Source organism: Spirosoma taeanense (assembly GCF_013127955.1).
Classification (GTDB): domain Bacteria; phylum Bacteroidota; class Bacteroidia; order Cytophagales; family Spirosomataceae; genus Spirosoma; species Spirosoma taeanense.
The window spans coordinates 2,319,453-2,344,895 of sequence record NZ_CP053435.1 but is presented as its reverse complement, the minus strand read 5'-3'; the positions used below and the strand labels follow the sequence as shown (position 1 = coordinate 2,344,895).

At 53.2% G+C, this 25,443-nt stretch carries 23 protein-coding genes; 12 read left to right on the top strand and 11 right to left on the bottom strand.

The genetic code is table 11. The annotated features are described in order from the left end of the window. Positions 1 to 8 precede the first annotated feature (8 nt). Entirely contained in the window at positions 9 to 2,648 is a 2,640-nt protein-coding gene (locus tag HNV11_RS09885) for an ABC transporter permease (RefSeq protein WP_171739509.1), read from the top strand. 142 nt (positions 2,649 to 2,790) lie between these two features. Here the strand turns inward: HNV11_RS09885 and HNV11_RS09880 are convergent, their stop codons facing one another. Continuing rightward, entirely contained in the window at positions 2,791 to 5,496 is a 2,706-nt protein-coding gene (locus HNV11_RS09880; protein WP_171739508.1) for a S8/S53 family peptidase, read from the bottom strand. A 324-nt stretch (positions 5,497 to 5,820) separates the two neighbouring features. Between HNV11_RS09880 and mnmA the strand changes: the two genes are divergently transcribed. The 3 genes from mnmA (at position 5,821) to HNV11_RS09865 (ending at position 8,071) form a co-directional block, all read left to right on the top strand. Next, positions 5,821 to 6,978, top strand: a complete 1,158-nt coding sequence (gene mnmA, locus HNV11_RS09875; RefSeq protein ID WP_171739507.1) for a tRNA 2-thiouridine(34) synthase MnmA — start codon at positions 5,821 to 5,823, stop codon at positions 6,976 to 6,978. 89 nt (positions 6,979 to 7,067) lie between these two features. Next, positions 7,068 to 7,751, top strand: a complete 684-nt coding sequence (locus HNV11_RS09870) for a 3-keto-disaccharide hydrolase (protein WP_171739506.1) — start codon at positions 7,068 to 7,070, stop codon at positions 7,749 to 7,751. Positions 7,752 to 7,828: 77 nt separating this feature from the next. Then, positions 7,829 to 8,071, top strand: a complete 243-nt coding sequence (locus HNV11_RS09865) for a hypothetical protein (protein WP_171739505.1) — start codon at positions 7,829 to 7,831, stop codon at positions 8,069 to 8,071. A gap of 12 nt (positions 8,072 to 8,083) precedes the next feature. Here the strand turns inward: HNV11_RS09865 and HNV11_RS09860 are convergent, their stop codons facing one another. Continuing rightward, positions 8,084 to 8,608: a GAF domain-containing protein gene (locus HNV11_RS09860; protein WP_171739504.1), complete on the bottom strand. Its 525-nt coding sequence runs from the start codon at positions 8,606 to 8,608 to the stop codon at positions 8,084 to 8,086. A gap of 119 nt (positions 8,609 to 8,727) precedes the next feature. Between HNV11_RS09860 and HNV11_RS09855 the strand changes: the two genes are divergently transcribed. From HNV11_RS09855 to HNV11_RS09825, 7 genes are all read left to right on the top strand, one after another. Continuing rightward, positions 8,728 to 9,432: an HAD family hydrolase gene (locus tag HNV11_RS09855; protein WP_171739503.1), complete on the top strand. Its 705-nt coding sequence runs from the start codon at positions 8,728 to 8,730 to the stop codon at positions 9,430 to 9,432. Between the two features lie 78 nt (positions 9,433 to 9,510). Next, positions 9,511 to 10,572, top strand: a complete 1,062-nt coding sequence (locus HNV11_RS09850) for an agmatine deiminase family protein (RefSeq protein WP_171739502.1) — start codon at positions 9,511 to 9,513, stop codon at positions 10,570 to 10,572. Between the two features lie 8 nt (positions 10,573 to 10,580). Then, the gene (locus tag HNV11_RS09845) at positions 10,581 to 10,925 is read left to right on the top strand and encodes a n-acetylglutamate synthase (protein WP_171739501.1); all 345 of its coding nucleotides are present in this window, start codon (positions 10,581 to 10,583) and stop codon (positions 10,923 to 10,925) included. A 3-nt stretch (positions 10,926 to 10,928) separates the two neighbouring features. After that, positions 10,929 to 11,624, top strand: coding sequence for a hypothetical protein (locus HNV11_RS09840; RefSeq protein ID WP_171739500.1), 696 nt, complete (start codon positions 10,929 to 10,931; stop codon positions 11,622 to 11,624). 128 nt (positions 11,625 to 11,752) lie between these two features. Next, positions 11,753 to 14,095, top strand: coding sequence for a peptidylprolyl isomerase (locus tag HNV11_RS09835; RefSeq protein ID WP_171739499.1), 2,343 nt, complete (start codon positions 11,753 to 11,755; stop codon positions 14,093 to 14,095). Positions 14,096 to 14,222: 127 nt separating this feature from the next. Beyond that, entirely contained in the window at positions 14,223 to 15,602 is a 1,380-nt protein-coding gene (locus HNV11_RS09830; protein WP_171739498.1) for a peptidylprolyl isomerase, read from the top strand. A 133-nt stretch (positions 15,603 to 15,735) separates the two neighbouring features. Further along, a complete protein-coding gene (locus tag HNV11_RS09825; protein WP_171739497.1) occupies positions 15,736 to 16,698 on the top strand; it encodes an AAA family ATPase in 963 nt (320 codons plus the stop codon). A 71-nt stretch (positions 16,699 to 16,769) separates the two neighbouring features. Here the strand turns inward: HNV11_RS09825 and HNV11_RS09820 are convergent, their stop codons facing one another. The 6 genes from HNV11_RS09820 to HNV11_RS09795 all read right to left on the bottom strand — a co-directional run bounded on the left by HNV11_RS09820 (position 16,770) and on the right by HNV11_RS09795 (position 22,912). Further along, on the bottom strand, positions 16,770 to 16,955 hold the full coding sequence (locus HNV11_RS09820) for a hypothetical protein (RefSeq protein WP_171737706.1): 186 nt from the start codon (positions 16,953 to 16,955) through the stop codon (positions 16,770 to 16,772). 59 nt (positions 16,956 to 17,014) lie between these two features. Beyond that, the gene (locus HNV11_RS09815) at positions 17,015 to 18,004 is read right to left on the bottom strand and encodes an ABC transporter ATP-binding protein (RefSeq protein ID WP_171739496.1); all 990 of its coding nucleotides are present in this window, start codon (positions 18,002 to 18,004) and stop codon (positions 17,015 to 17,017) included. A gap of 94 nt (positions 18,005 to 18,098) precedes the next feature. Then, positions 18,099 to 19,514 (bottom strand): autotransporter outer membrane beta-barrel domain-containing protein, encoded by a 1,416-nt coding sequence (locus HNV11_RS09810; RefSeq protein WP_240163891.1) that lies wholly within the window; start codon positions 19,512 to 19,514, stop codon positions 18,099 to 18,101. Positions 19,515 to 19,596: 82 nt separating this feature from the next. Beyond that, on the bottom strand, positions 19,597 to 20,184 hold the full coding sequence (locus HNV11_RS09805; RefSeq protein ID WP_171739495.1) for a T9SS type A sorting domain-containing protein: 588 nt from the start codon (positions 20,182 to 20,184) through the stop codon (positions 19,597 to 19,599). Between the two features lie 343 nt (positions 20,185 to 20,527). Beyond that, a complete protein-coding gene (locus tag HNV11_RS09800) occupies positions 20,528 to 22,159 on the bottom strand; it encodes an NADP-dependent glyceraldehyde-3-phosphate dehydrogenase (RefSeq protein WP_171739494.1) in 1,632 nt (543 codons plus the stop codon). A 123-nt stretch (positions 22,160 to 22,282) separates the two neighbouring features. After that, positions 22,283 to 22,912: a cysteine hydrolase family protein gene (locus tag HNV11_RS09795; RefSeq protein ID WP_171739493.1), complete on the bottom strand. Its 630-nt coding sequence runs from the start codon at positions 22,910 to 22,912 to the stop codon at positions 22,283 to 22,285. Positions 22,913 to 23,266: 354 nt separating this feature from the next. Here HNV11_RS09795 and HNV11_RS09790 point away from each other — a divergent pair, with 354 nt between their 5' ends. Further along, a complete protein-coding gene (locus tag HNV11_RS09790; protein ID WP_171739492.1) occupies positions 23,267 to 23,521 on the top strand; it encodes a hypothetical protein in 255 nt (84 codons plus the stop codon). A gap of 165 nt (positions 23,522 to 23,686) precedes the next feature. Here HNV11_RS09790 and HNV11_RS09785 read toward each other — a convergent pair whose 3' ends face one another. From HNV11_RS09785 to HNV11_RS09775, 3 genes are all read right to left on the bottom strand, one after another. Beyond that, positions 23,687 to 24,094 (bottom strand): response regulator, encoded by a 408-nt coding sequence (locus HNV11_RS09785; RefSeq protein WP_171739491.1) that lies wholly within the window; start codon positions 24,092 to 24,094, stop codon positions 23,687 to 23,689. Between the two features lie 257 nt (positions 24,095 to 24,351). Beyond that, the gene (locus HNV11_RS09780) at positions 24,352 to 24,639 is read right to left on the bottom strand and encodes a response regulator (RefSeq protein WP_171739490.1); all 288 of its coding nucleotides are present in this window, start codon (positions 24,637 to 24,639) and stop codon (positions 24,352 to 24,354) included. 89 nt (positions 24,640 to 24,728) lie between these two features. Beyond that, positions 24,729 to 25,196, bottom strand: coding sequence for a response regulator (locus tag HNV11_RS09775; protein WP_171739489.1), 468 nt, complete (start codon positions 25,194 to 25,196; stop codon positions 24,729 to 24,731). Between the last annotated feature and the right edge of the window lie 247 nt (positions 25,197 to 25,443).

Genomic DNA, 25,443 nt, shown 5'->3' with positions numbered 1-25,443 from the left:
TAATTCGTATGAAACCACCGCGCTGGGCTAACTGGCTACTTGAGGCCTTTGGTCACCCCGACACCCGCGAAGAAGTGCAGGGCGACCTGCTGGAACTGTACGACTATTGGGTCCAAACCGTGGGCAAACGCCGGGCTGACTGGCGTTACAGCCTGAATGCGCTGAAGCTGTTACGCCCCCTGGCTAAATCGAAACGATCATCTGCAGAATATCCTCCACCTTTCTTACTGAGTCCCGATATGCTCCGTAACTATTTCACCATTGCCTGGCGGACCCTGGCCCACAACAAGGCGTATTCGCTCATCAACGTCGTTGGACTAAGCATTGGCCTGGCCGCTGCCATGCTGATCATGCTGTACACCAAAGACGAAGTCAGCTACGACCGCTTCCACACCAACAACCCGAACATTTACCGGATCACAAGCCGACAGATTACGCCCGGCGGTGTTCAGGAGAGCGTAGCCGGGAACACCGGTTATTTCCAGGGCCCAACTTTTACGGCTGGCATACCGGCTATACGGGCGTTTGTTCGCTTCCAGGGGCATCAGAACGACATGAAACAAGGGAATGAGGTAAAGAGCCAGCAGGTGTTTCTTACGGATAGCAACTTCTTTTCGGTATTCTCCTTTCCTCTACTTAGCGGAAATCCCAAAACAGCACTAACCAACCCCAATTCGGTCGTGATTTCGGAGGAGATGGCCGAAAAACAGTTTAGTACCACCGACGCACTGGGCAAAGTCATATTCTTCAAAGACTCCTATAGCGACAGCAGCCAGTTCAAACCCTATACCGTAACGGGAGTAGCCCGGCGCAGCCCTCAAAACTCTTCCATAAAGTTTGATGTCCTGCTGCCGATGGTGATAAAACCAGAGGTGATGGCCGACAGAAACAACTGGTTCAATATCTTCCTGAATACATTCGTGCTGCTCCGACCGGATGCCCGTGTGCACAAAGTCGGGGCACAAATGAACCGGATTTATCTGGCTGATGCCCGTGAGACAATTAAGGCAATGGCGGAGAAATACGGCATGAAAAACAATGTAGAGTACGCGCTCCAGCCGTTTACCCATATGCATCTGAGCAAGGAGCTCCCTGCCGACAACGGGCTGGTAGACAGCAGTAACCCTACGTATTCCTTTATTCTGTCGGGTATTGCGCTGTTCATTCTGACCATTGCCTGCATCAATTTTGTTAATCTGACCATAGCGCGGTCGCTGAAACGGGCCAAAGAAATCGGCATCCGAAAAATCGTCGGTGGCGGTCGGTACCAGCTGACGGTTCAGTTTCTGGGCGAATCGTTTCTGCTGTGTTTCTGTGCATTTGCTTTTGCCCTGATTCTGGTGCAGCTTGTGTTACCGACCTTCAACCAGCTTTCGAATAAGGCCCTGTCCCTGTCATATCTGTTTGATGCCCGACTGGTGGCTGGTTACGTTGCCCTTTTCCTGACCACGGGTCTGCTGGCCGGTTTCTATCCGGCGCTGGTTTTATCAGGGTATAGCCCTGTGCAGACCTTATATAGCCTGAACCGGCTTTCGGGTAAAAATTACCTCCAGAAGTCGCTGGTTGTCCTGCAGTTTGCTATTGCGTCGTTTCTTATTATCGGCACGCTGACCATCTATTCCCAGTTCAATTACCTCACTACCAAAAGCCTGGGCTATGACGACAAACAAGTGATCAGCGTCGATAAGTCGGGGTTGAAACGCAGCGAATTGAAACTGTTGAGAGAAGAATTACTCAAGCAGCCCGGGATTATGGCCATTTCCCCAAAAAATGGTGGCCGTTGGGGCACGATTGCCCGGGTGAATGGCGAAACACAATTGGATTTTCAGTATGAAACCATCGACCCAACCTACCTGCCCATTTTCAGGATTCCGATCGTGAAGGGACGTAATTTCTCGGCCGACCTCCCGACCGACTCCACGCAGTCGATTCTGGTGAATGAGACCTTTGTCAAAAAAGCGGGCTGGAAACATCCACTGGGTCAGGTCGTTGACTTCTGGTATAATAATGAAAAATACCGGGTCGTAGGTGTTGTGAAGGACCACCATTACGCATCGCTGAATGAATCCATCGGTCCGCAGTTATTTACGATGAAGCCAACGAACGGATTCGGCAAATTCTTCGTAAAGATCAAGCCCAATACCGAAACGGCCAGTCTGCGTCACATCACCAAGACCTTCCGGCAACTGTTCCCGACGACGCCCTATGCTTATAAATTTCTGGATGTAGAAAACCGCAGTAAATACGAAGCCGAAGCCAAATGGAAGCAGATTATGCTGTTCGGGGCCGTGCTGACCATTTTTATTTCCTGCATTGGCCTGTTCGGATTAGCTACCCTCGCGGCTGAACGTCGTATCAAGGAAATCGGCATCCGTAAGGTGCTGGGAGCATCTGTGCCGAGCCTTGTTCAACTGCTTTCGTCGGACTTTCTGAAGCTGGTGGGTCTTTCCTTTATCGTTGCCTTTCCAGCCGCCTGGTACGCCATAGACAAGTGGCTTCAGAATTATCCGTACCGTATTGATATCAGCGCCTGGACATTTGTGACTGCTGCAATTTTGGCGATCCTGATCGCCCTTATAACCATCAGCATTCAGAGCATCCGAGCTGCCCTAACGAACCCGATTCAGCCCCTGCGGGCCGGTGAGTAGTATGGGGCATCACCCGTTGAAACTTGCCAGCATAATAGCCAACAAGCTATCACAGGCCGACAGCAGGAAATTCTAACAAAAAAGCTGCCCTGAAGCGAGTCAGGGCAGCTTTTTAACTAACCAATTCAACCAATTGCAATGCCTACTTGACCACCAGGCGTTTAGACGTAATCGTCGTGCCGGTCGTTACGTTAAACAGATACGTACCGCTGGGCAGCGCGCTGCCATCAAACTGCACCTCGTGTTTTCCGGCGGATTTCTGCTCATTGACCAGCGTCTTCACTTTCCGCCCTGTAATGTCCTGCACTTCCACCCGAACGAACTCATCCTGCGGCAGGCTATAGCTGATGGTTGTACTGCCTGAGAACGGATTCGGATAAGCGCCCGCTTCCCGGGTAATGATCTCGGCTGCCATACGAGCCTGTGCCGGTGGTGGTGTCGCGTCTTCCCACTGCGAGAATGTCCGGGTAACGATCACGGCGAAATCAGCACGGGTTACGTATTGTCTGGGCTTAAAAGTTGCGTGCAGCGTAGGCTTCAGGTCAAACGGTCCTTGCGTGAGGGTATAATAGGCATTAATCAGGTTCAGGTCCAGAGCAATGCTTACGTATCCTTCCATACCGGCCGGAATCGTGGACGCGTCCTCAATCGGAATATTCTTCCCATCAACCTGAACCGTTACGGCCTTGCCATTCCGTTCTTCGGCATACTGCTGGAATCCCAGTCCCTGCACCAGCGCGTAAGCCAGCGTTACGCGATCGACACTGGCCGAGGGGGCAAACTGTCCGTTAACCGGCAGCATAACCCCTTTGTACTGATGCTCACGGTCACGCAGGGCTGCGCCTTTGGCGGACACCGATTCGGCCAGCAGAATGTCATTGCCCGATACGTCGGAGAAGGTTTTGCTTCCGTTGGTCGGAAAATACTGGCGAATTGCCTGCCCCATCAGCAGATAATCGGCCAGCTGAATCCGCTTCAGAAGATCTTTAGGCTTGAACGCGCCATTCAGGCCATCTACCAGACGGCTGCTAACTGCCATTTTGATCGAAGCTTCGGCGGGATTCCCTGCGATATCGCCAAGACCTGTTGTTCCACTTATCAGTTGCTGAGTGATGTTACCCTTAACTTTTTCTGGAATAGCAACTCCGCTCAGGCCATCAACCTTAAGCGTCCAGGTACCAGCTATGGGCGAGGCTACTGCCAGACTACGGTCCTGGTACAGTGCAAACGCAACGGGTATACCCGATCGATACTGCTTGCCTTCCGGGTCAAACATAATCAGGTTGATAGCATTGCCTGTTTCGCCCGATACACCACCCGCAATTATTTTTGCTTCCAGGCTATTCGTACCCGGAGCGACCGAGAAGGTGAACTGATTGTTGGCCGGCAGAAGCGGGTTGAAGTCAACCGTAAAGTTCTGAACAACCGCCCGCGAGTTAACATTGCTGACAAAGCTGCGGCTACTGTTGACTGTTGCGCCAAACGTCGATGAACGAAAAATATGGTCAACGGCGGCATAGGCGTTTACGTAACCAGCTCCAACTTCCCACGACTCGCGGCCTGGCATGTTCGTAGCCGTTTTCTGGATAATCTGCCGCACCTGCGCCGGCGACAGCGAAGGCCGGGCTTCCAGCATCAGCGCAGCGATACCAGCTACGTGGGGCGTTGCCATTGACGTGCCGCTCATGGTCGTATAGAACGGCAGGTGCGCCGGATCAATCGTAGCCGCATCCGCATCAGCCCCCAGCGAGGCTACCGGTCCGATTACCCGGGTCGAGATAACATCTACACCGGGTGCAACAATGACCGGCTCATTTTTGAACGACCAGGTTTCACCATCAATCGTGAACGTACCCGATTCGCCCTTAACGCCCCGCGAGGAAAAATCGGCGAGTTTGCCGTCTTTATCGCCCGCACCCACGGAGATAACCCAGGGCGCAATGGCGTATGGGTTATGCGTATCGGCACCCGGTCCTTCGTTACCGGCGGCAAAGACCACCACCATGCCCCGATCATACGCTTTTTTAGTAGCCACATTCAGCGGATCAGTCGGGTCGAAATCGCCACTCGTCCCGAACGAATTGCTGATTACCCGAATGTTGTACTGATACTGGTGCGTCAAGGCGTAATCGAAGCCGCCGATAGCGTCCAGAACCAGCAGGGCAGCACCCGAACCGTAGCCCAGCAGTGAAGCGCCTGGCGCCACCCCTTCGTATTTACCGCTCGACCGGGCGCCATTGCTGCCCACCGTTCCGGTGCAGTGGGTGCCGTGCCCCGAGTTGTTATCCGTATTCGGAACACCCTCCACGTAGGTAACGGGCAGCATCGCGTCCAGGGAGTTCAGGTTGGTTGAACCCAGTACGTTCTGAACCAGATGCGTGCCTAACTTAATATCATCGTGGGTTCCATCAACCCCACTGTCATTGATAAGTACGCCGATTCCTCTTCCGGAAACAGGCAGGCCGTTATTTCGGGCCGTCATTTCCTTATCCGCCCGTAAGCGTTTAACCCCCGTCAGGTGCGTATCGTTAAAATTGAAATAGGTGAGCTGTTTGTTCAGAAAGATTGATTTTACCTCCGGGCGTTTTGCGAGCGCATCAACCTGGTCTGCAGTAGCCAGCATGCCGGCAATCGGCAGAGCCCTCATGGTTATCGCTTTGGTAATGCCCACCTGCTGCAATAGACTAAGTTGGTTAGCCGATGGGGCTTCATCCCCATAAAACGTAACCACTACCTGCGCCACCGAACTGCTTTTCAAAACGTTGCTTAAGGCCCGATCAACCGTTACCTGCGCAAACAGGCCATGAGCCATCAAAATCAGTGCGAATACTGTTAAATGTTTCTTCATAAAACTTTTCCGTTGATTATGAGATTGTTAGATTAGGTTACTAAGCGCAACTGATCAATTTGCAGCCAGATCAGTGCGCCTGAGCGATACTATCTACGGTTTGGGCATCGTTTAGGATTTCTGTTTTATGGCAAAACGGCCTAAAAAAGAAGGAAAATTTGTAATAAGCACCAGTGGACCATATGAACTACTAAGTATATATACAAAGACCTTTTTTATCAAATCATCTGCTAAGCTTTAATAGCCAGCTCGGTGAACTATCAGGCCCGAAAAAGCCGTTAGAGAGTAACCTAAAAATCGCGGGGCTTTGAACCCCGGCAGATCATGAGCAAACACGGACGAATTTTAGTCGCCATGAGTGGCGGCATCGATTCTTCGCTGGCAGCAGTCATGCTTCACGAAGAAGGCTACGAGGTCATCGGCATGACCATGAAAACCTGGGACTACGCATCGTCAGGCGGTACCAAAAAAGAAACGGGCTGCTGTAGTCTCGACAGCATCAACGACGCCCGCAACATTGCCGTCAGCCTCGGCTTTCCGCACTACATTCTCGACATCCGCGAAGAGTTTGGTGATTACGTCATCGATCACTTCACGGGCGAATACCTCGAAGGTCGGACGCCCAATCCCTGCGTTCTGTGCAACACCCACATCAAATGGGATGCCCTGCTGCGCCGGGCCGACCGGCTCGACTGCGAGTCTATCGCAACGGGCCATTACGCCCACATCCGCCAGGAGAATGACGGTACGGCATCCGGGCGGTACGTACTCTCAAAAGGTGTCGATACGCTTAAAGATCAGTCGTATGTCCTGTGGGGCGTATCGCAGGAGAGCCTGAGCCGGACAAAGTTGCCGCTCGGACACCTGCACAAATCCGAAATCCGGGAAATGGCCAAAGAGCGCGGCTTTATCGAGCTGGTAACCAAATCCGAATCCTATGAAATCTGCTTTGTGCCCGATAACGACTACCGGGGATTTCTGAAACGGCGGATGCCGGGTCTGGAGACAGAGGTAGCCGGTGGTAACTTCGTGATGGAAGGCACCGGTAAAATCCTGGGCAAACACCAGGGCTATCCCTTCTACACCATCGGCCAGCGTAAAGGGCTGGGTATGGCGTTCGGCCAGCCCATGTTCGTAACGGAAATCCGGAAAGACACTAACGAAGTCGTGCTGGGTGTCGATAAGGATTTATTCCGCGACGGGATGATCGTCAGCAAACTGAACCTCCAGAAATACGACCACCTGACCGGGCCGCTCGAAACCATTACGAAAGTGCGGTACAAAGACCCTGGCACTCCGGCGACAATTACGCAGACTGGCGATAAAATCGAAGTGCTGTTCCACGAAGGCGTTTCGGCCATTGCGCCGGGGCAGGCCGCCGTGTTCTACGAAGGCGACGACGTAATTGGTGGCGGCTGGATCATGAAAAGCTTCCGCCAGGGCGACCGGGCCGAAGCCGTTTCATCAGCAACTATGGTATAGTCACCTATCTGAAATGAATTTATAACGGCCGGTGATGATAAGGATATGGCACCGGCCGTTTACTTTGTCTATAAATTCAATTCATCGCCATGAAAAAGCTGCTGCTTGTCGTTTCCATCCTGAGTCTGTCTACCCAGCTCTTCGCCCAGACTCCGCCCAAGGGGCATCCGAATACCAGTGGCGCAGGCTGGAAACCCCTGTTTGCTTCAGACCTATCTGACGCAGGTTATCCAAAAGGGGTTTGGTCGATGGACGAGGGGGTGTTAACTGCCACCGAAGATAAAGCCATCTGGACAGCCCAGCCCTACGAAAATTTCATTCTGGATCTGATGTTCATGACGGCCGACGGCACCAACAGTGGCGTTGTGGTTCACGCCAGCGATACGACTAACTGGATTCCCAACTCGGTTGAGATTCAGATTGCCGACGATTATGCGCAGAAATGGGCCGACTCGCCCGGCAACTGGCAGTGCGGAGCTTTTTTTGGTCATCAGGCCCCAACCAAACGGACCGTTAAAAAACCCGGCGAGTGGAACCGGTATACCATCACCTGCCAGGACAAAATGATTTACGTCGTGCTGAACAATGAGCTGGTCAATACCATTGACCTGTCGCAGTTCACCTCGGCCCAAACCAACCCCGATGGCTCGAAGGTGCCCACCTGGCTCAACAAACCCGCGGCCAATCTGCCGCTTCGGGGATACATCGGCCTGCAGGGTAAGCACGCGGGCGCACCGATTTATTTCCGGAACATGAAGATTAAGGTGCTGTAGCCCGGAGGAGCGACCAGAAGCGGGTTCCTCTCCGGCAGGCGAACCCAACCGGGCCGGCATTTTGTTAGTCAGATACCATGCAAACAGAACCTCAGACCCGGCACAGCCACACCCTGCCCGAACTACGTTTCTCGCTTAACCTGCTTTACGTAGGCCGCTTGCTGCTGGGCATGAAGTCGGCTTTGCTTCCCACTCACGACAGCCTGGATGCCTTCGATGAACGGATCGAAGACGTAACTGACGAATTGGTCGCTACGGAACTGCTTCACGAAGCAGCCATCCTCGCGGGCGATGTGCTGCCCACCGATTCGCTGAATTAAATTACTTAGATTTTACTCCACGTAAGCAGCAATGACCGGCTGCAAACGGGGCAACATGGCTTCGATCTGCGTTTTTTCGTTTTCTGTCCAGTGGCGTGGCTGCCCAAACACACAGGGCTGGAGAATCCCCCAAAGTTGTCCGTATTGCTGAATATGCGCGTGAATCAGGGCGCGGTGGCCGAACGTTTTCCGCTCAAATTCGCGGTTGAGGGTTTCCGGTGCTGCCGTTTCTACATCATCCACATGAACCGATGGCCGCATGGCCAGAGCCGCCCGAATCAGTGGGTCTTCCTGAGGCAAATCGGTTGTGTCGGGTTGCCAGTTGGGTTGAATGAAGTTCGGGATCTCCTCGTTTTGGCGCCAGCAGAAAGCAATCCGGCCACGCTGCCGGTCGGGCTGGCGGATATACAGAAAACAGCGGTCGGCGTTCAGCGTGCTGCCAACCAGTCCCACCACCCGATCTAGCGTTTTTCCGGGCAAATGCCCCTCGGCAAGTAGTGCGTCAATAGCTGCGGGCAGCGATTCAATTATTGTCATGTACAGTTAACTCCCTGCACAGAGCAGGGGTTTTCGGTTTTGCCTCAATTACTCCACACAATCGAGCCGGGGTAAGCGGCAAAGTCCGTTCTTTGTCGCTGGATACAACCAACTGACTTATGACCAATTCTCAACCTGCTGATCAACCAGGAACCGCCCTTTCGTGGGCCGCTCTCTTCGACATGGACGGCGTTCTGGTCGACAACACCGACTTTCACATCAATGCCTGGCTCCAGTTTTCACAACACCACGGCCGACCTATTACCAAAGCGCAATACGTTGATAACATCAATGGCCGGGTATCCGCCGACGCGATGGCGTATGTCTTTCAGCGGCCCATTCCGCCCGGCGAACTAATCGTGCTGACCGAGGAAAAAGAAGCCATCTACCGCGAACTTTACCGGAAACACCTCCAGCCCACGACCGGCCTGACGACCTTCCTGCAGGAGTTAAAAGCCCGCAACATCCCAATGGCCGTTGGTACATCGGCACCCATGAGTAATGTTACGTTTACGCTCGACGGTCTGCCGTTACGCCCTTATTTCACCGCTGTTGTCGACGCCAGTATGGTTCACCGGGGCAAGCCCGACCCGGAGATTTACCTCCTGGCCGCCGGGCGGGTGGGCGTCGCTCCCAACCGCTGCGTGGTGTTTGAAGATGCCTTCGCGGGGATTGAAGCCGGTTTGCGGGCGGGTATGAAAGTTGTTGCGCTGGCTACGACCCACACCCGCGCCGAGCTGGCCGACACGGGCGCGGCCCTGATTATCGACAACTTTGCCGGACTGACCGCGGCAGCCGTAGAGAACCTGCTGACTCCGGTTTAACCGTACCGTTATCGACAGACCCCGCCTTATTTCGTAGATTTGTCGAATAAATCGGTTTCAGTACCAACGTTTTTATCCTTGAATACCTCATCCGAAACTACGCTGATTCCCGCCCGGGAAGGCTTTTACTTTCCTGCCGAATGGCATCCGCACGTTGCTACCTGGCTTAGCTGGCCGCATACCGAAGCCTCCTGGACCCGCGAGCGTCAGGAGCTGATGTTTCCGGCTTACATCGACTTCATCAAAGCCATCGCCGAAAGCGAACAGGTGTGTATCAACGCCCACAACGAGATCGTTATGCAGGCGGCTAAGTTACGGCTGCTGGCGGCTGGTGCTGATCTAAGCCGGATTACGCTCCTGCCCCACCCGACCAACGACTCGTGGTGCCGCGACCACGGGCCGGCGTTCCTGATCAATCCAGAGAAAAAACAGCGGATGATCGTCAACTGGGGCTATAATGCCTGGGGCAACAAGTATCCGCCCTATGACCGCGACGATCTGATTCCGGTGCAGATTGCCCACTACCGCGGCCTGGAATACGTTACGCCGGGCATTATCATGGAAGGCGGTTCGGTAGAATTCAACGGTGCGGGAACGGTCTTGACCAGCCGGGCCTGCCTGCTTAACCAGAACCGCAATAGCCATCTGAAGCAGGCCGATATTGAGCGGTATCTGTGCGACTACTACGGGGTTCAGCAAGTCCTCTGGGTTGAAGAAGGCATCGTTGGCGACGACACCGACGGGCACATTGACGATACCGTACGGTTTGTGAACGAAGATACCGTTCTGGCGGCCTACGAGCCGAATCCCAACGACGACAACTATACCTTCCTGCAGGAGATTCACCGCGAACTGCGCGCGATGCTGCTTCCGAATGGCAAGCAGCTTAACATCGTCGAACTGCCCATGCCCGACCCGGTCTTCAGCGATGGCCTGCGGCTGCCGGCCTCTTACGCCAATTTTCTGATTACCAACGGCGCCGTGATTGTGCCAACGTTCCGCTGCGATAAGGACCAGCAGGCCCTGGACATTATTGGCCTGTATTTCCCCGATCGGAAGATTATCGGGATTGATTCGACCGATATTGTCTGGGGACTGGGCAGCTTTCACTGCCTGAGCCAGCAGGAACCCGCTATCTGATTAACCCCATGTACGACGGTAAAACATTTCGCTCTGTAACGAACACGGCTAACGGCGAGGTAAACGAAGAAACCCTTTTCCACTATCGCCAGCAGGGGCAGATCGTGTGGGCCGAATACGCCGGTGGCGCTATCGTAAAAGGGTTTATAATCGCAACCGTGCAGGCCGACAACAGCCTGGATATGCGCTATGAACACGTCAATGCGCAGGGGCTGCTGATGACCGGCAGCTGCCGGTCAACACCCGAACGGCTGCCCGATGGTCGCCTTCGGCTCTACGAACGCTGGCAATGGACCAGTGGCGAAGGCAGCTCCGGCGAATCGATTGTTGAAGAAATCCCCGCAGTGGACTAACTCATGCGTATCTGTTTGCTCTGCTTACTTCCGGCGCTGATCTTTATGGCCTGCGCCCGTAAAACCTCGGTCACGGCAGAACTGACGCCCCGTTCGCTGAAGGCCATCAATCTGGAAGAAACCATCAGCCGACGCGATGAGGTGATGATGGCCTATTCACTGACCAGCTACGACGCACAGAACAAACCCGTTGCGGTGGTGAACGGCGGCTGGGGCGTTGAACAGATCCAGAAAGGCCAGCAGCTGAACCTGTCAGCGGCCGGACCGCAGCAGGCTCAGCCAATTGCGCTTACCCTGCCCCGAAACGGTCGGCTGGTGGCGTCGCTGGTGCTGATTGAAGTGGATAACTACGGCCGGGCCAAAGAACTTCAGGAGCAGGTACGTCGCGTGCATAATGTGGTCAGTGGCCCGGCCGCGCTGTTCATAACGGCGACCGAATTACTGACGCCACTCAAATACGTAGCTGCTGGACTGGCGGCATCGGGTGTTGGGCTGAAACTAATGGATCAGTTCGACGACGATGACCTGCTGGGGCAGAGCAGCGTCGAGTTGAGCGAGGCTGAACTCCGCCAGAAAAAACAACGCTACGTTCGGGTTCCGGCCACCTTTACGGGTCAGAACCTGCGCGATGCATTTGCCTATAAACTGGAATATGACATTAGCCTGAAAGCAGTGAGAATTCAACCCGCCCGCCAATAAGCTGACTTTTTTCGTCGTTCTCTAAAAGTCCCGCAGCCGGTTTCCTGTCAGACGGGGGTCTTACGAACGAATGTTTTTGCCACCGTATCTGTTTTACTATCAACCAAAAATCATTTTATTCAGACGCTATGCGCCAACTTACAGGCGGTTTCTTGCTGGCAATTCTTGTATCGGCCTGCAAAACAACCGCGCCGGTTGTTCAGCAGACACCCCCGCAGCCGGTTATTCTGACGCTGGGCAACAAAGCCTTCACGACCGACGATTTCTTTCAGTCGTTCACCAAAAATCAGCTTTCGTCCGACTCGGTTCAGCGAACCGACGTAAAGGAGTATTTTGATCTGTACACCAACCTGAAGCTTAAAGTCCTGGCTGCTGAAGCGGATGGCCGCGACACTACCGAGGGCTTCCGGGAGGAAATGAACACCTACCGCAAGCAACTGGCGCAGTCCTATCTGACGGACAGGGTGCTGGTTGAATCGCTGGCGGCCGAAGCTTATCAGCGAATGCAGGAAGAAGTGAGTGCATCGCACATTCTGATCTCTGTCCCTGAAAACGCGGCTCCTGCCGATACGGCCACGGCCTACCAGTCGGCACTGGCCCTCCGCCAGCGGGCATTGAATGGCGAAGATTTCGCAAAACTCGCCCGCGAGAACTCGCAGGACGTAACAACGGCGCAGAATGGAGGCAGTCTGGGTTATTTCACGGCCTTTTCAGTAGTATACCCGTTCGAGACAGCAGCCTACCAAACGTCGGTTGGCGGAGTTTCTCAGCCAGTTCGGACGCGTTTTGGTTATCACCTCATCAAAGTCAATGACCGCCGACCCAGCCGCGGGAAGGTTCGCGTGGCGCATATTCTGGTGCGCTTAAGTCCGGCTGCCGATGCGGCAGGTCAGCAAGCCGCCCAGGATCGTATCGAGGCTGCCTATGCCCGGCTGCAGCGGGGTGACTCCTTCGAGCTGGTTGCCCGGGAGGTATCCGACGACGTTACGTCCCGAAGCAACGGCGGTCTGCTGCCCATGTTCGAAACCGGTCGGCAGGTGCCCGCGTTTGAAGAAGCCGCGTTTGCGCTGACCAATCCAGGCGATTATTCCAAACCCGTGCGGACTAACTACGGCTGGCATATCATCCGACTCGTTGAACGCCGGAAGCTGGAACCGTACACGGACCTGGCACCCTCGCTGCGGCAGCGCGTTACGACCGACACCCGCGCCGATGTGCTGCGGCAGGCTACCATCCAGCGATTAAGTAAGGAATACGCCGTTCGGGAGGAAAAAGCTGTCGTTGAAAGCGCCCAGGCAAAGGCCGACAGCAGCCTGCTGCGGGGTCAGTGGCGCTATACCGAACCGCTCGACCCAAGCCTGCAGGGCAAAGCGATTCTGACACTGGCGGGTGTTCCCTACACAGTCAATCAGTTTTTTGCTTACGTGCAGCAACGGCAGCAGCCCAACCGAATTGATAACCGTCAGCTTAGTACGCCCGCCGTTTCCGGTTCGCCAGCGGTAGCCATGCGCCGGATGTTCGACCGCTTCGTAGGCGATCAGCTGATTGCGACTGAAGAAGCGAATCTGGATAAAAAATCGCCGGAGTTCCGGTCGCTGCTGAGCGAAATCCGCGATGGCGTTTTGCTCTCGCAGGTGATGGAACAGAACGTCTGGGAGCGTTCGATGTCCGACTCAACAGGGCAGAGACAGTATTTTGAGCAGAATAAAGATAAATACCGTTTCCCGGAACGGGCTGTGGCAACGGTTATTGTAGCGCCAACGAATGAATTGTTGAAGCAGGCGCAGGAGATGCTGAGCGGCAAACGCCCTTACCAGCTCCGGCGGTCGGCGGCTGCGCTCACCTACGACCGTAACCAGACGGCCCTGACGCCCAAGCAACGGGAGACCCTGTACGACGTGCTGGTGGCGATGGTTCGCAATCCAGATTATCTGGTGGAGGTGAGCGGTTCGCACGAACCCGCCGAAGCTGACTCGGTTTCGGCCGGACGCATCCGTACGGTGGTTCGTTACCTGCAGCAGAACGGCGTACCGCTGAGCCGGATTATGGAGAAGGATTATCAGGGCGCAAGACCCGGTGCTGGCAAAGATGCCCAGCGCAACGTTTCCTTTCAGTACTTTTCCAACGCCAAAGCCGATATTGCCAAGGTTCTGAACACCAAAGCCCAGCCATCGGCCACGGCTGACCCGGCCGTAACGATTACGGAAGGTATTTTTGCGCAGGGAGTCAACCCCTATATTGATCAGATCACTCAGTGGAAAGTAGGCACAACCACTCTCCATCCGGATAATAAAGCGGTTGCCGTAACCATCGACCGGATTGAACCCGCCCGGCCCAAAACCTTTGCCGAAGCCCGCGGTGCCGTCATCAACGACTATCAGGCGGTGCTCGAAAAACAGTGGCTTGCCCAGTTAAGGCAGAAGTACCCGGTGAAGGTGAACGAGGACGAAATCCGAAAACTGGCGAAGTAACGTAATATTTGGGTTTGCTTCAGAGCCTCTGTTACATTTCGTTCAGGCATTGGATTTATGCCCTCAATCCGCTCTTAAATTTCCTTAAAACACGGAACAACAACGGTTCTGTACGTATCTTTAAAACATGAAAAAAGTAATCAGCAGTGTGTTCATGGTTTTGGTTGGCTGGTTTCTGACCGCGCCCTCTTTCGGGCAGGGGCAGGGTGTTAGCCTCAACAAGATCATTGCCAAGGTGGACAACTACTACGTTCTCCGGACAGATCTGGAAGAGGCTTATCAGTCTTACGTTGGCCAGAATCAGACTCCTCCCGAAAAATGCCAGTTGCTGGAAAGCCTCGTCATCAACAAGATGATGCTGGCCAAAGCCGAAATTGACTCGGTCGTTGTTGAAGAAAAACTGGTTGACAGTGAACTCGATCAGCGGATGCAGTACATGGTTCAGCAGTTCGGCTCCGAGAAAAACATCGTGGAAGCTTACGGCAAGAGCCTGGAAATGCTCAAAAGTGAGCTGCGGCAGCAGGTGAAAGATCAGAAGATCGTTCAGAAGATGCAGCAGAAAATCACGACCGACGTAAAGGTGACGCCCCGCGACGTTCGCAGGTTTTTTGACGCCATTCCGAAAGATAGTCTGCCCTACATGCCTGCCGAAGTAGAAATAGGCCAGATTGTTCGCATTGCCAAGCCTACCAAAGAGCAAAAGGAGGCCCTGCGCCAGCGGCTGCTGGAGTTTAAGAAACGAGTTGAAAACGGCGAAGATTTCGCTAAACTGGCGAAGGAAAACTCCGAAGACGTTGGTTCGGCGCAGAACGGGGGCGATTTGGGCTTCGCCAAGCGGGGCATGATGGTGGCGCCGTTTGAAGGCGCTGCCTTGAAACTGAAACCAAACGAACTGTCGGACGTCGTGGAATCTGACTTCGGCCTGCACCTGATTCAGTTGCTGGAAACACGCGGGGCCGAATACCGCGCCCGGCATATCCTGCTCCGCCCCGACTACAACCGCCTGGATCTGAGCAGACCCACCAAATCCCTCGACAGCCTGCGAACGCTCATCGTGGCGGACTCGGTGAAGTTTGAAAAGGCCGCCCATGACTTTTCTGAAGACAAAGCAACGGCCGACGCCGGTGGTCTGATCCGCGACCCGCAGTCGGGCAGTACCCGCCTGGCTATGGATGGTTCGATGGAATACGCCATGTTTACGATGCTCGACACGATGAAGGTTGGTAGCGTCTCGGCTCCACTACCCTACCGGACCGAAGACGGCAAAAGCGCCGTCCGGATTCTGTATTTCAAGAGCAAAGTTGCACCCCACACGGCCGACTTCAAGCTAGACTTCGAGAAGTTGCAGAACATTGTGCTGGCTAATAAAAAGAACCGCGCCATCGACGACTGGTTCCGGAAATCCGTAGCTGATGTTTACATCACCGTTGATCCCGAGTTTCAGGGCTGTCGCATTTTTGGAACTACCCAGGCCAGCGCAGCAAATCTGGGCACGGGCGGCAATTAGTTGTAGCGTTGGAACGTCTTATAGTTGTAAAGTCATTTTCGGCCGGTCTGCTTTGTGATCTGGCTTTAACTTTACAATTTGGCTTTTACAACAGCACAGTCCAATAACTCTACAATTTAACAACCTGAAGCCAGTGCCTTACTCATCGGATGTTGCGGCTGCGGAAGCCCTTACAAACTCGTATCAGAAACTTAAAAATGAAATCTCAAAGGTCGTTATTGGTCAGGACGAAACCGTTCGGCTCCTGCTGACCGCCATCTTCTGCCAGGGTCACTGCCTGCTCGTCGGCGTGCCGGGGCTGGCTAAAACGCTGCTCATTCAGACGATTGCCGGCGCGCTCGACCTTGATTTCAACCGGATTCAGTTTACGCCCGACCTGATGCCATCGGACATTCTCGGCTCGGAAACGCTCGATCAGGAACGGAATTTCAAATTCATTAAAGGGCCGGTTTTTGCCAACATCATCCTCGCCGATGAGATCAACCGGACACCTCCCAAAACGCAGTCGGCGCTGCTGGAAGCCATGCAGGAATATGCCGTAACGATTGCGGGGCAAAAGTACGGTCTGGGACGGCCTTTCTTCGTGCTGGCTACGCAAAACCCCATTGAGCAGGAAGGAACCTACCCGCTGCCCGAAGCGCAGCTGGACCGGTTCATGTTTAATATCTACCTCGACTATCCGTCCTACCAGTCGGAGCTGGATATCGTCAGGAATACCACTTCCGATCAGCGGTACGAGGTGCAGCGCGTCATCACGGGCGAAGAAATCCGCGAGTTTCAGCACCTGGTCCGTCGGGTACCTGTCGTAGACAACGTAGTTGAATACGCGGTGAAACTGGTACATAAAACCCGCCCGAACACCGAACTGGCGGCCGCCGATGCCAACCAGTATCTGGAATGGGGCGCTGGTCCACGGGCGTCGCAGGCCCTGATTCTGGCAGCTAAATGCAATGCTTTGCTAACGGGTAAATACTCGCCTGACATTGAAGACGTGCGGGCGGTTGCCCTGCCTATTCTGCGTCACCGGGTCGTTCGAAACTTCAAAGCCGAAGCCGAGGGTATTTCCGTTGAGCAGTTGATCAGGCGAATGATGTAATTAGCTGAGGTATAAACAAAAGTCAGGAACAGGTCAAACTGACCTGTTCCTGACTTTTGTTTATACCTCAGCTAATCGTCTTCGTTACTGTTCTCCTTATGGGTCCGGCCCAGATAATCGTCGTTTCCCATGCCGTCTGACTCGTCATCGACCCCGGAAGCGTCCACGTCCTCAGTTTTTTCCTTGACTAAATACCCAAGGCCCTCTGTTTCGGCCTCCTGTTTGCCATGATACTCCTGTCCTGCATCTGATTCCATAACGCTGTGTGCAATTAGTTTTCTTCAAAACCCATCTGCGTTCGGTTAGTTTGGAAAAGTTACCCTTTCAGCCACCAGATTTCGTCGCTCACCAGGCGGATGCCGATGGGATCACCTGCGCGCAGATTATCGCGGGTTGTCAGGACGCGCAGACAGACGTAGCGCGACAGTTCAACCTCAACTTCAGAATATCCGCCTTTAAAAAACACGGCCCTAATCCTGCCACCTTCGCCCGGTTCGTCAAGCTGTAGTTGCTCAGGCCGGAGACAGACCAGCGCGTCGGGCTGATCCGGTTCCGGCAAGCCCAGCAACGGCAGGTATTTTGCTTTCAGAACATTAACCGGTCCCGTCATCCGGGCGGCATAAGCCGTTACGGGCTGTCGGTACACCAGCACGGGTGGCCCAATCTGCACTAGTCGGCCATCGCGCAGAATCCCCAGCGTATCGGCGATAGACAGCGCATCCGTAGCGTCATGCGTCACAAACAGGCAGGATGTATGCTGCTCCCGAACGAGATCAAACAGCAGATCGCGTACGATGATCCGGTTGGGCAGGTCGAGATGGCTGAACGGCTCGTCCAGCAGCAGAACGGCCGGTTTGTCGGCTATGGCGCGGGCAATGGCCGTTCGCTGCTTCTCGCCCCCGGATACCTGTCGCGGCACCCGGTCCTGAACGTCGGTCAGACGGCAAAGACGCAGCAGTTCATCGACCCGAAAATCGCGGTAACTTTTTTCAAAGAAACGCAGGGCATAGGTAATGTTCTCCCGCACCGATACGTTGGGCATGAGCTGGTACTCCTGATGAACGAGCCGGATGTCGGCATGGCCCGGCACGAGCACTTCAGACGGCCCCGGCACCCGCTTGTTGTTGAGCCGCACCTCGCCGACGTCGGCATCGGCAAAGCCAGCCAGCAGGTTGAGCAACGTACTCTTGCCCGAGCCACTGGCGCCTACCAGCGCCATAATCCGGCCCGATTCGAGGGTAAGCGAAAGGTTTTTGACAGCCGTAACGTCGGCAAAGGATTTGGAAAGTTTTCGGGCTTCGAGCAAGCGAACGGGTATTTGATGAATTCGGAACGAATTACCATAAAACAAACGACCGGGCCAAAAGACCCGGTCATTTCGTGACTACTCAAATCAACAATTATCGTTGGCTGTTGGCCCGGATCATCTGCTTTAACCGGCGGTTCTCGTTTTCGAGCCGGTTGATTCGGCGATCGCTGTCCTTTTTCAGCTGGATCATATAGAGCGTCAGCTCCTCGACCTTCTCCAGCAGTTTGGCATCCATTTTCCCAACATCGATGCCCTGTTCCACCACATCATTCGCCGACGGAACGCCCGGCAGATGTTTATTTTCTTTCACGAACCGCTCCACCTCCGAAAGGGGACGGAGTTTGTAATTGTCGGCAAAGACGTAATCCGACCAGTCGGCCGAGTTTTTAACGGCTACTTTCACTTTTTCGGTCAGAATCCCATCGGCCACGTAAAGCTGATACCCCGCCGGCGTACTACGCAGGTCCTTGCCAATCACAACGGCCCCCGTCTGGGCGGTCTGCAGCACGCCTGTTTCCGTCTTTTTCCACAGGCTTTCTACAGCGGCTTCGCGGGCGCTGGCCGAATAAGTAGACAGGATTACGTTCCCAGCATTATCGACGGTTAGAAACTTGCTGGCGCTGCCCGTAGCGGTATTTGCCGCCGTCAGGTTCGTAAACCGAAGTCCGCTGCTGCCGCCCGTACCGGTGGTAATCTCCAGCTTCGCTTTCGGAGCCGTATTGCCGATACCGACGTTTACGTTGTTACCGAGTACCAGAGCGTTACTGATCGTTACTTTAGCATCGGCACCAATGGCGGCTGCGTTGACCAGATTCGTTGCGCCGGCATCGGCCCGGAAGCCAACAAAGGTGTTGGTTTGGCCGCCATTATTGGCTCGCCCGGCATCAAAACCGATAGCGGTATTGTTCTGGCCGTTTACCCCGATACCATTACCGGCATTAGCGCCCAGATAGACGTTGAAGCTACCGTTTGTATTATAAAAGCCCGCGTTATCACCCAGGAAGAAGTTGCCATAACCCGTTGTGTTGTTTCGGCCCGAGTTGGTGCCCATAATAAAGTTCGACGAGCCAGTCGTGTTGGAGGCCCCGGCCTGTGTGCCGATGAACGTATTGAATTCACCGCTTGTATTGCTCCGGCCGGCCCCAAACCCCAGGAACGTATTGGCATCACCCGTACTGACGGCACCGGTTTCATAGCCGATAAACGTATTCTGCGAACCCGAAACCACGTTCGCACCCGCCCTCGAGCCATAGAACGTATTGAAACTACCCGACGATAAGACTTCTCCCGATTGAAACCCGGCATAGGTGTTATCGTTGCCGGTTATCAGCAGTTGTCCCAGCAGGTTGGCCGGAATACCCAGCTTTAACAACGTGTTACGTTGTCCGCCATTAACGCTTATCAGCCCGGTGGCAACGGGCGCGTAGTTCGTGCCTAATTGAGCAAACGCGCTCGCAACTGGAACGCAGAGTAGAGCAGCAAGGATAGGTAAACGTTTGGTTATCATGGTATTGGAATAGATAGGATTATAAACTTACAGGACCGGTCCCGACGTATAGCTACTTCGGGTTCACCTACTCATTGGATAATCAGCGCTGTTTGATCAGACGTTTGGTAGTGACTCCCTGGTTCGTGCGAAGCGAGTAGAGATACACCATGGCCGGCGACGATGCGTTGCGGTACGTATACTCATGCAGACCCGCTTCCTGCATTTCTCCACTAATCAGCATATCAACGGCTCGCCCCTGCTCATCCAGCAGACTCAGGCTAACGGCCGATGCTTCGGTCAGGCGGTAGCGGATGACGGTCGTCTCGGTAAAAGGATTGGGATAAGCCGTCAGCGTCAGGCGATTTTCAGATTCAGCCGCCAGGTCGGCGCTGGGCAGCGGATTGCAGGTACACGATTTTACTTCTGCGGTAAATACAGACCCTTGCTCAGCCGAAAATCCGGGTAGTAAGGTGAGGGAACGGCCGGCCTGATAACTGGCCAGGGCCTCGCGGTCAACAACGTTGGTGGCAACCAGCGTTTGGATAGCTTGTGGCTGTCGGGTCTCCCCCCGACTAATCCGCTGAGTAAGCCGAAGCGTGACAGCGCACGGGTCTTCCGTGCCAGCCCAGCCTGCTGCTGAAGGGATCAGAAACAGGCCACTCAGTAATACACTGTTCAGTTTCACCATAAACCCCGTATTTAATTTATCTTTAAAACATATATACAGTATTCACTAAAAGGAGAGTTAGTCAATCCACACCTGATTCGCGAACTCTACTAGTCAAATCGCTAGTTATTAATTTCAGTAATCTATGGTAAGTCTTTCACACGATACGGTGACTTTCATAAGAACTTATTTTTAAAACTAATGTTTACTATTATTAAAATCTGGCAGTATATACGTAAGCAATTGTTACTTCAGATTTACTTAATACAAAGTTTATTCAAAAAAAATAGGGCCTTAGAGCCCTATTTTTTTTGAATAAACAAGAAAAGATAAATTTAACGACAGTATATGCCAGCTCGTTCGATTAAAACACAAAATTAGTTGATAAGAAGTCGGATTTGTGATCGGCTATGATCTCATTCAGAATGGCCTTATTCGCGTCCGTGTCTTTAGTCGCCACGCAGGTACGAATCGAAAAGGACCGTAGCGCATCTTCCACCGAGAGAGTGCCCTCAGCCGAATCCTTCCGGCCCGTAAACGGAAACGTATCGGGTCCACGCTGGCACTGAGCATTGATATTTACCCGGCACACCAGATTGACCAGGGGGTCAATGAGTTCGGCAATCCGGTCGGTGTTGGTGCCGAAAACGCTGGCCTGCATGCCATGATCGTCGGTAATCAGATAGTTGATAAACTCTTCAACCTCGTCGAACGGCACAACCGGAATGACGGGGCCGAACTGCTCTTCCCGGTATAGTTTCATTCCTTCCTGTACCGGGTACATCACAGCTGGTTTGAACAGAGATGCGGTGGTTTCGCCCCCGCCCTCGTTCATGATGCTGGCTCCGTGCGACTCAGCATCCTGAATGCACCCGGTCAGGTAATCCGTTTTCTGAGGCTCAGGCAGGGGCGTAATCTGAGCGCCCTCATCCCAGGGCATACCCAGTTTCAGCGCACTCACCGCCGGACTAAACCGCTTCAGAAACGCATCGGAAATAGAGCGGTGCACCCAGATGATCTTGATAGCCGTACAGCGCTGCCCATTGAACGAAAGCGCCCCGAGCAGGCATTCCTTTACGGCCACATCAAGGTCCGCATCGGGCAGGATGATGGCCGCGTTTTTGGCGTCGAGACTCATGATTGACCGCAATCGGTTGAGTTTGGGGTGGTGCCGCTGCAGTTCATCCGCTACCCGGCTGGACCCGATGAGCGTCAGCACGTTTACTTTACCCGATTGCATCACCGGCGGCACAACGTTTGCACCCCGACCGTAGATGGAGTTGACCACACCTTTCGGAAAACTGGTCCGGAAGGCATCCAGCAGGGGATAATGCAGCAGCGAACCATGCTTGGGCGTTTTGAACAGGATGGTGTTACCCATCAGAATGCTGGGAATCAGGGTCGTATAAGTTTCATTGAGCGGGTAGTTGAACGGCCCCATCGCCAGCACCACACCCAGGGGCGACCGGCGTATCTGCCCAATTATCCCTTCCTCGATCCGGAAGCGCGATCCCGCCCGGTCAATGTCCTTGAGCGCATCAATAGTGTCGTAGATATACGTAACCGTCCGGTCAAATTCCTTGGTCGAGTCGGCAAGATTTTTACCGATCTCCCACATCATCAGATTGACCACGAGCTTTTTCTGCTCCAGCATTTTCCCGACGAACGTTTCCATACAGCGGATACGGTCGGCCACCGACATAGTCGGCCACTCGCCCCGGCCATTGTCATAGGCGGCTACGGCTGCATCGAGAGCTTCCAGGGCTTCCTTATCGGTCGTGACCGGAAAACTCCCCACTAATTTACGCTGCAGGGTTCCGTCCGGCTGCGGAACGCATACGGGCGAATAGACCTCCGAAACAGGACCATTCCAGGGCCGCATTTCGCCATTGATCAGGTACTCGCGCTGGTGAAGCGGCTCAATGTGGTACTGTTCGGGAATTTGTGACTCGCTCGGAAAAAGCTGAGCCAGCGGGGAAGACTGCGCAGGATTCATGGGTTTGCAGAAGGTAGAGTCAAAACTCCGGCAAACTTCAGCATTCAACCCGCGATTTGCAATCCTCCAGCCAGCTATCCGTATTCTCTTAGCCTACGGAGGGCCGTTACCTCACACCCACCGCTAATCAGGCGATGCTACAAGTTTAGGATCTACCTGCAGCAATGCCTGTAAGTCCAGTTCGTCGGAGGGGGTTATATTAGCCTGAAGGACGCGTTGCACATAGTCCAGAGCAGACTGCGTATTGTCCGCCGAACCCGTTGCCACACAATCGGACGGGATACAGAGCGAGAACTCCCGCATATAGGCATCGTTGGCCGAAAAGAGTACGCACACGTCGGCACTGACCCCCGCCATGATTAGCCGCTGAACTTTCAGGTAATCGAGCAGGGTGTCCAATGTGGTGGCGTAAAAAGCAGAGTGTTTAGGTTTCAGAACAAAATAATCGTCGTTTTCCGGCCGCAGTAATTCCACCAGCGGTTGCCCCCGGACCCCATCGTTCAGGCAGTGTTCAATGACCTCATTAAAGTCAGAACGCCACCGGCCAAAGTTATCATTCGCGTAAATGACGGGGATTTTAAGCGCTTTGGCCCGTTGCTTCAAAGCCGCAATCTTTCTGGCAGCAGCCAGTGTTGGTGCCAGAAAATGCTCGCCTTCCGGAAACTCCAGATCATTGATCATGTCGATAATCAAAAGTGCCACGGGCGAGGAATCAGGTACGTTGCCGTGTAGGTCTTCGCTCTTTTTCTCCATGTATAAACCAGTCTATGAGCAGGGAACGGATTTAGATATCACCTGACATTACCTGCAGTGGCAATGACGTCCCTCGTCGGCCTGCTGCGGTGAGGTATAAACTAAACTTGCCCTAATTTGTGTTGGCTACAAGTCTATTTTCCGCCCCGCCCTCTTATCCGTTGCCCGTACCAGTCACGCTCCCTACAGCTAGAGTATCTTCCTCAACATGAATCCTTGTTAATAAATTTATATGAATTTGCGATCTATCTAATTTAGGGCATTTGTTAATATATAGAGTAATAGTTTATTTTGTGTTAATACATGCTTTTGTTGTTCTGAACGAGTAACGGCAGTATAAGTGAACAATTCGTTATGAAGATTTCCCGGCAGGATTACGACCGGCAGCCATTTGCAATTCGGGCCGGTGCTTTATTACTATGGGGCACTCCCCTCATAGGTCGCTTTAGAGATGGGCACTATCAGCAACTCTATAGTTTTAACAACTTTTATGCGGAGATGTATTATGAAGAAGAATCGCAGCAACTGACCAGCATCTCCACCTTTGAAAAAACGCATCGGTTAGAGGCTTATCTGGAATCCCTATCCTTGTCGGCACTGCTCGAATAAGGGGCTTGATCGGTCTTCTACCAGGCCGTACAGAGCGGTAGGTTGCAAGCGCGCAGGAGCTACCGCCAGGTCTATACGTAAGGCCGGAGTAAGACTGTATAGCTACTCGTCTGTTCAGTAAGGCACTGGCTTAGGTGCCTTACTGACTCGCTCCTGAGTTTATTCTTAGTCCAGCAACTGATAGCGCAAATCGTCCAGCAGCTTGGCCAACTGCCGATAACTGCCCGATTTGGTTATGAAAGCAACTCCGCCCAGTTCCTCACAGCGCTTCAGGTCGTTATCATGATCAGATGAGCTGATCACTACAATCGGAATCCGGCTGAAAACGTCATCCTGTTTCAGCAGACGTAATACATCAAACCCATTCAGAACAGGCATGTGCAGGTCTAACAGGATCAGGTCGGGTAGGCGTCCATCCAGACGGTGTGTTAACCAGATCAGGAGCTGGGAGCCGTCGTCGAGGCAACGTAACTGGCAGTCACTGTGACGCGAAGAAAAAACCTGCTGCAAAAGGACGCAATCATCCGGGTCGTCATCTACAGCGTAAATCAACGGGTTGGGAATATCAAACATTACGGTTGAGTAATAATCTTACATACAGTATGGTTAACAGCGCAAAGTAAGCAGGATAAGTTAACAAGGAAAATATAGCCTATAAAAGTTTGTATCAATTAACTGCTTTAATGTAAACTTGTTTAGGCTGGTTAACTTAAAACACCTTTTTTTAAACCGTTCAATCAATAATGTATCAACAATATTAAAAAAATATTTACCAGACGGACTCTTCTTTTTTCATATTTATACGGGCCCGTTTACCCTGAACGGCAGGATTACCGGGTCCGCCAGTGTTGGTGCCGGGCCTCAAAACAAGCCATCCACTCCGGCGCCGTAGTCAGTTTACAGATATACGAATTAGCACCCCACCAGTACGATTCCTCACCAACAAACGGGTTTCTCCAACGGCTAAGTATCACAATGGGCAGGCTCTGTAGCGCGGCATGCCGACGAATCTGTGTCAATACCCACCAGCCCCGTTCCCGCTCGGGCAGATACAAATCCAGTAAAATCAGATCAGGCAGGAGTAAATGATTTTTCTGACAGTTTCCCAGATACGTCATAGGCTGAGTTGCCGGACTGGCTCCTACTGGCCTACTCTCCTGTGTTCAGGCAATTGGGAAAAGCTAAGCCGTTCCGGCCTTATGCGTCTCTAACTTAAGGGTAATGTTACCGTTTCCCACCAGTAAATACGCATCGCTCTGAAGTAGTCCAGCCATTGATCGGCAGTGGCAGGCTTGGTAATGTATGAGTTTGCACCCAGGTCATACGCCTTTATGATATCAGCCGGGGCCTGGGAATTGCTGAACGCAATTACAGGCATATGCCGCTGCCAGGAATGACTCCGGATCTGTTCCAGAAAATACCACCCCTGCTGCACCCGGGGCAGGTACAGATCCAGCAGCACCAGGCGGGGCAAAGGCAACATCTGGCCGATACATTCGTCTAAATGCTGCAACGCTTCGATTTCGTTGCCGGCCCAGACCAGCTCAACCGAGTCGAGCGTTTGCTTCAGCGCATAATCAACAATTAACCGCTGATCCGGTTCATCTTCAACAATAAGTAAAGTGGCGTGCTGGCGAGTGTTCCGCCTGACCAGGTCAGAGGCTGATGAATTCATTTACGTGTGGGTTAAGGGTTCAGGCAACAATTGAGTTAGCTCACTCAACTATAAACAAATATAAGATTACCCGGGAATATACTTAAGTAAAAAAATTAACGTAATTCTTCCTCTTGAAAATAATTACATCTACTTAATATATAGTCTCAATACCAATAATAACCTAGTTAGTTTATGCAGTTAAAAATCCGGGGGAAATGGCAAATTAACCCTTAACCCAACGATCTGACAGGTTATTCAGCTATTG

Bases quoted from the DNA above. Each gene is read 5' to 3' on its own strand.
- HNV11_RS09845 (WP_171739501.1), top strand. From the start codon at position 10,581: ATGTACGACGGTAAAACATTTCGCTCTGTAACGAACACGGCTAACGGC.
- HNV11_RS09855 (WP_171739503.1), top strand. From the start codon at position 8,728: ATGACCAATTCTCAACCTGCTGATCAACCAGGAACCGCCCTTTCGTGG.
- HNV11_RS09880 (WP_171739508.1), bottom strand. From the start codon at position 5,496: ATGAAGAAACATTTAACAGTATTCGCACTGATTTTGATGGCTCATGGC.
- HNV11_RS09885 (WP_171739509.1), top strand. From the start codon at position 9: ATGAAACCACCGCGCTGGGCTAACTGGCTACTTGAGGCCTTTGGTCAC.
- HNV11_RS09830 (WP_171739498.1), top strand. From the start codon at position 14,223: ATGAAAAAAGTAATCAGCAGTGTGTTCATGGTTTTGGTTGGCTGGTTT.
- HNV11_RS09820 (WP_171737706.1), bottom strand. From the start codon at position 16,955: ATGGAATCAGATGCAGGACAGGAGTATCATGGCAAACAGGAGGCCGAA.
- HNV11_RS09775 (WP_171739489.1), bottom strand. From the start codon at position 25,196: ATGAATTCATCAGCCTCTGACCTGGTCAGGCGGAACACTCGCCAGCAC.
- HNV11_RS09785 (WP_171739491.1), bottom strand. From the start codon at position 24,094: ATGTTTGATATTCCCAACCCGTTGATTTACGCTGTAGATGACGACCCG.
- HNV11_RS09870 (WP_171739506.1), top strand. From the start codon at position 7,068: ATGAAAAAGCTGCTGCTTGTCGTTTCCATCCTGAGTCTGTCTACCCAG.
- HNV11_RS09780 (WP_171739490.1), bottom strand. From the start codon at position 24,639: ATGACGTATCTGGGAAACTGTCAGAAAAATCATTTACTCCTGCCTGAT.
- HNV11_RS09835 (WP_171739499.1), top strand. From the start codon at position 11,753: ATGCGCCAACTTACAGGCGGTTTCTTGCTGGCAATTCTTGTATCGGCC.
- HNV11_RS09810 (WP_240163891.1), bottom strand. From the start codon at position 19,514: ATGATAACCAAACGTTTACCTATCCTTGCTGCTCTACTCTGCGTTCCA.
- HNV11_RS09865 (WP_171739505.1), top strand. From the start codon at position 7,829: ATGCAAACAGAACCTCAGACCCGGCACAGCCACACCCTGCCCGAACTA.
- HNV11_RS09800 (WP_171739494.1), bottom strand. From the start codon at position 22,159: ATGAATCCTGCGCAGTCTTCCCCGCTGGCTCAGCTTTTTCCGAGCGAG.
- HNV11_RS09840 (WP_171739500.1), top strand. From the start codon at position 10,929: ATGCGTATCTGTTTGCTCTGCTTACTTCCGGCGCTGATCTTTATGGCC.
- HNV11_RS09860 (WP_171739504.1), bottom strand. From the start codon at position 8,608: ATGACAATAATTGAATCGCTGCCCGCAGCTATTGACGCACTACTTGCC.
- mnmA (WP_171739507.1), top strand. From the start codon at position 5,821: ATGAGCAAACACGGACGAATTTTAGTCGCCATGAGTGGCGGCATCGAT.
- HNV11_RS09790 (WP_171739492.1), top strand. From the start codon at position 23,267: ATGAAGATTTCCCGGCAGGATTACGACCGGCAGCCATTTGCAATTCGG.
- HNV11_RS09805 (WP_171739495.1), bottom strand. From the start codon at position 20,184: ATGGTGAAACTGAACAGTGTATTACTGAGTGGCCTGTTTCTGATCCCT.
- HNV11_RS09795 (WP_171739493.1), bottom strand. From the start codon at position 22,912: ATGGAGAAAAAGAGCGAAGACCTACACGGCAACGTACCTGATTCCTCG.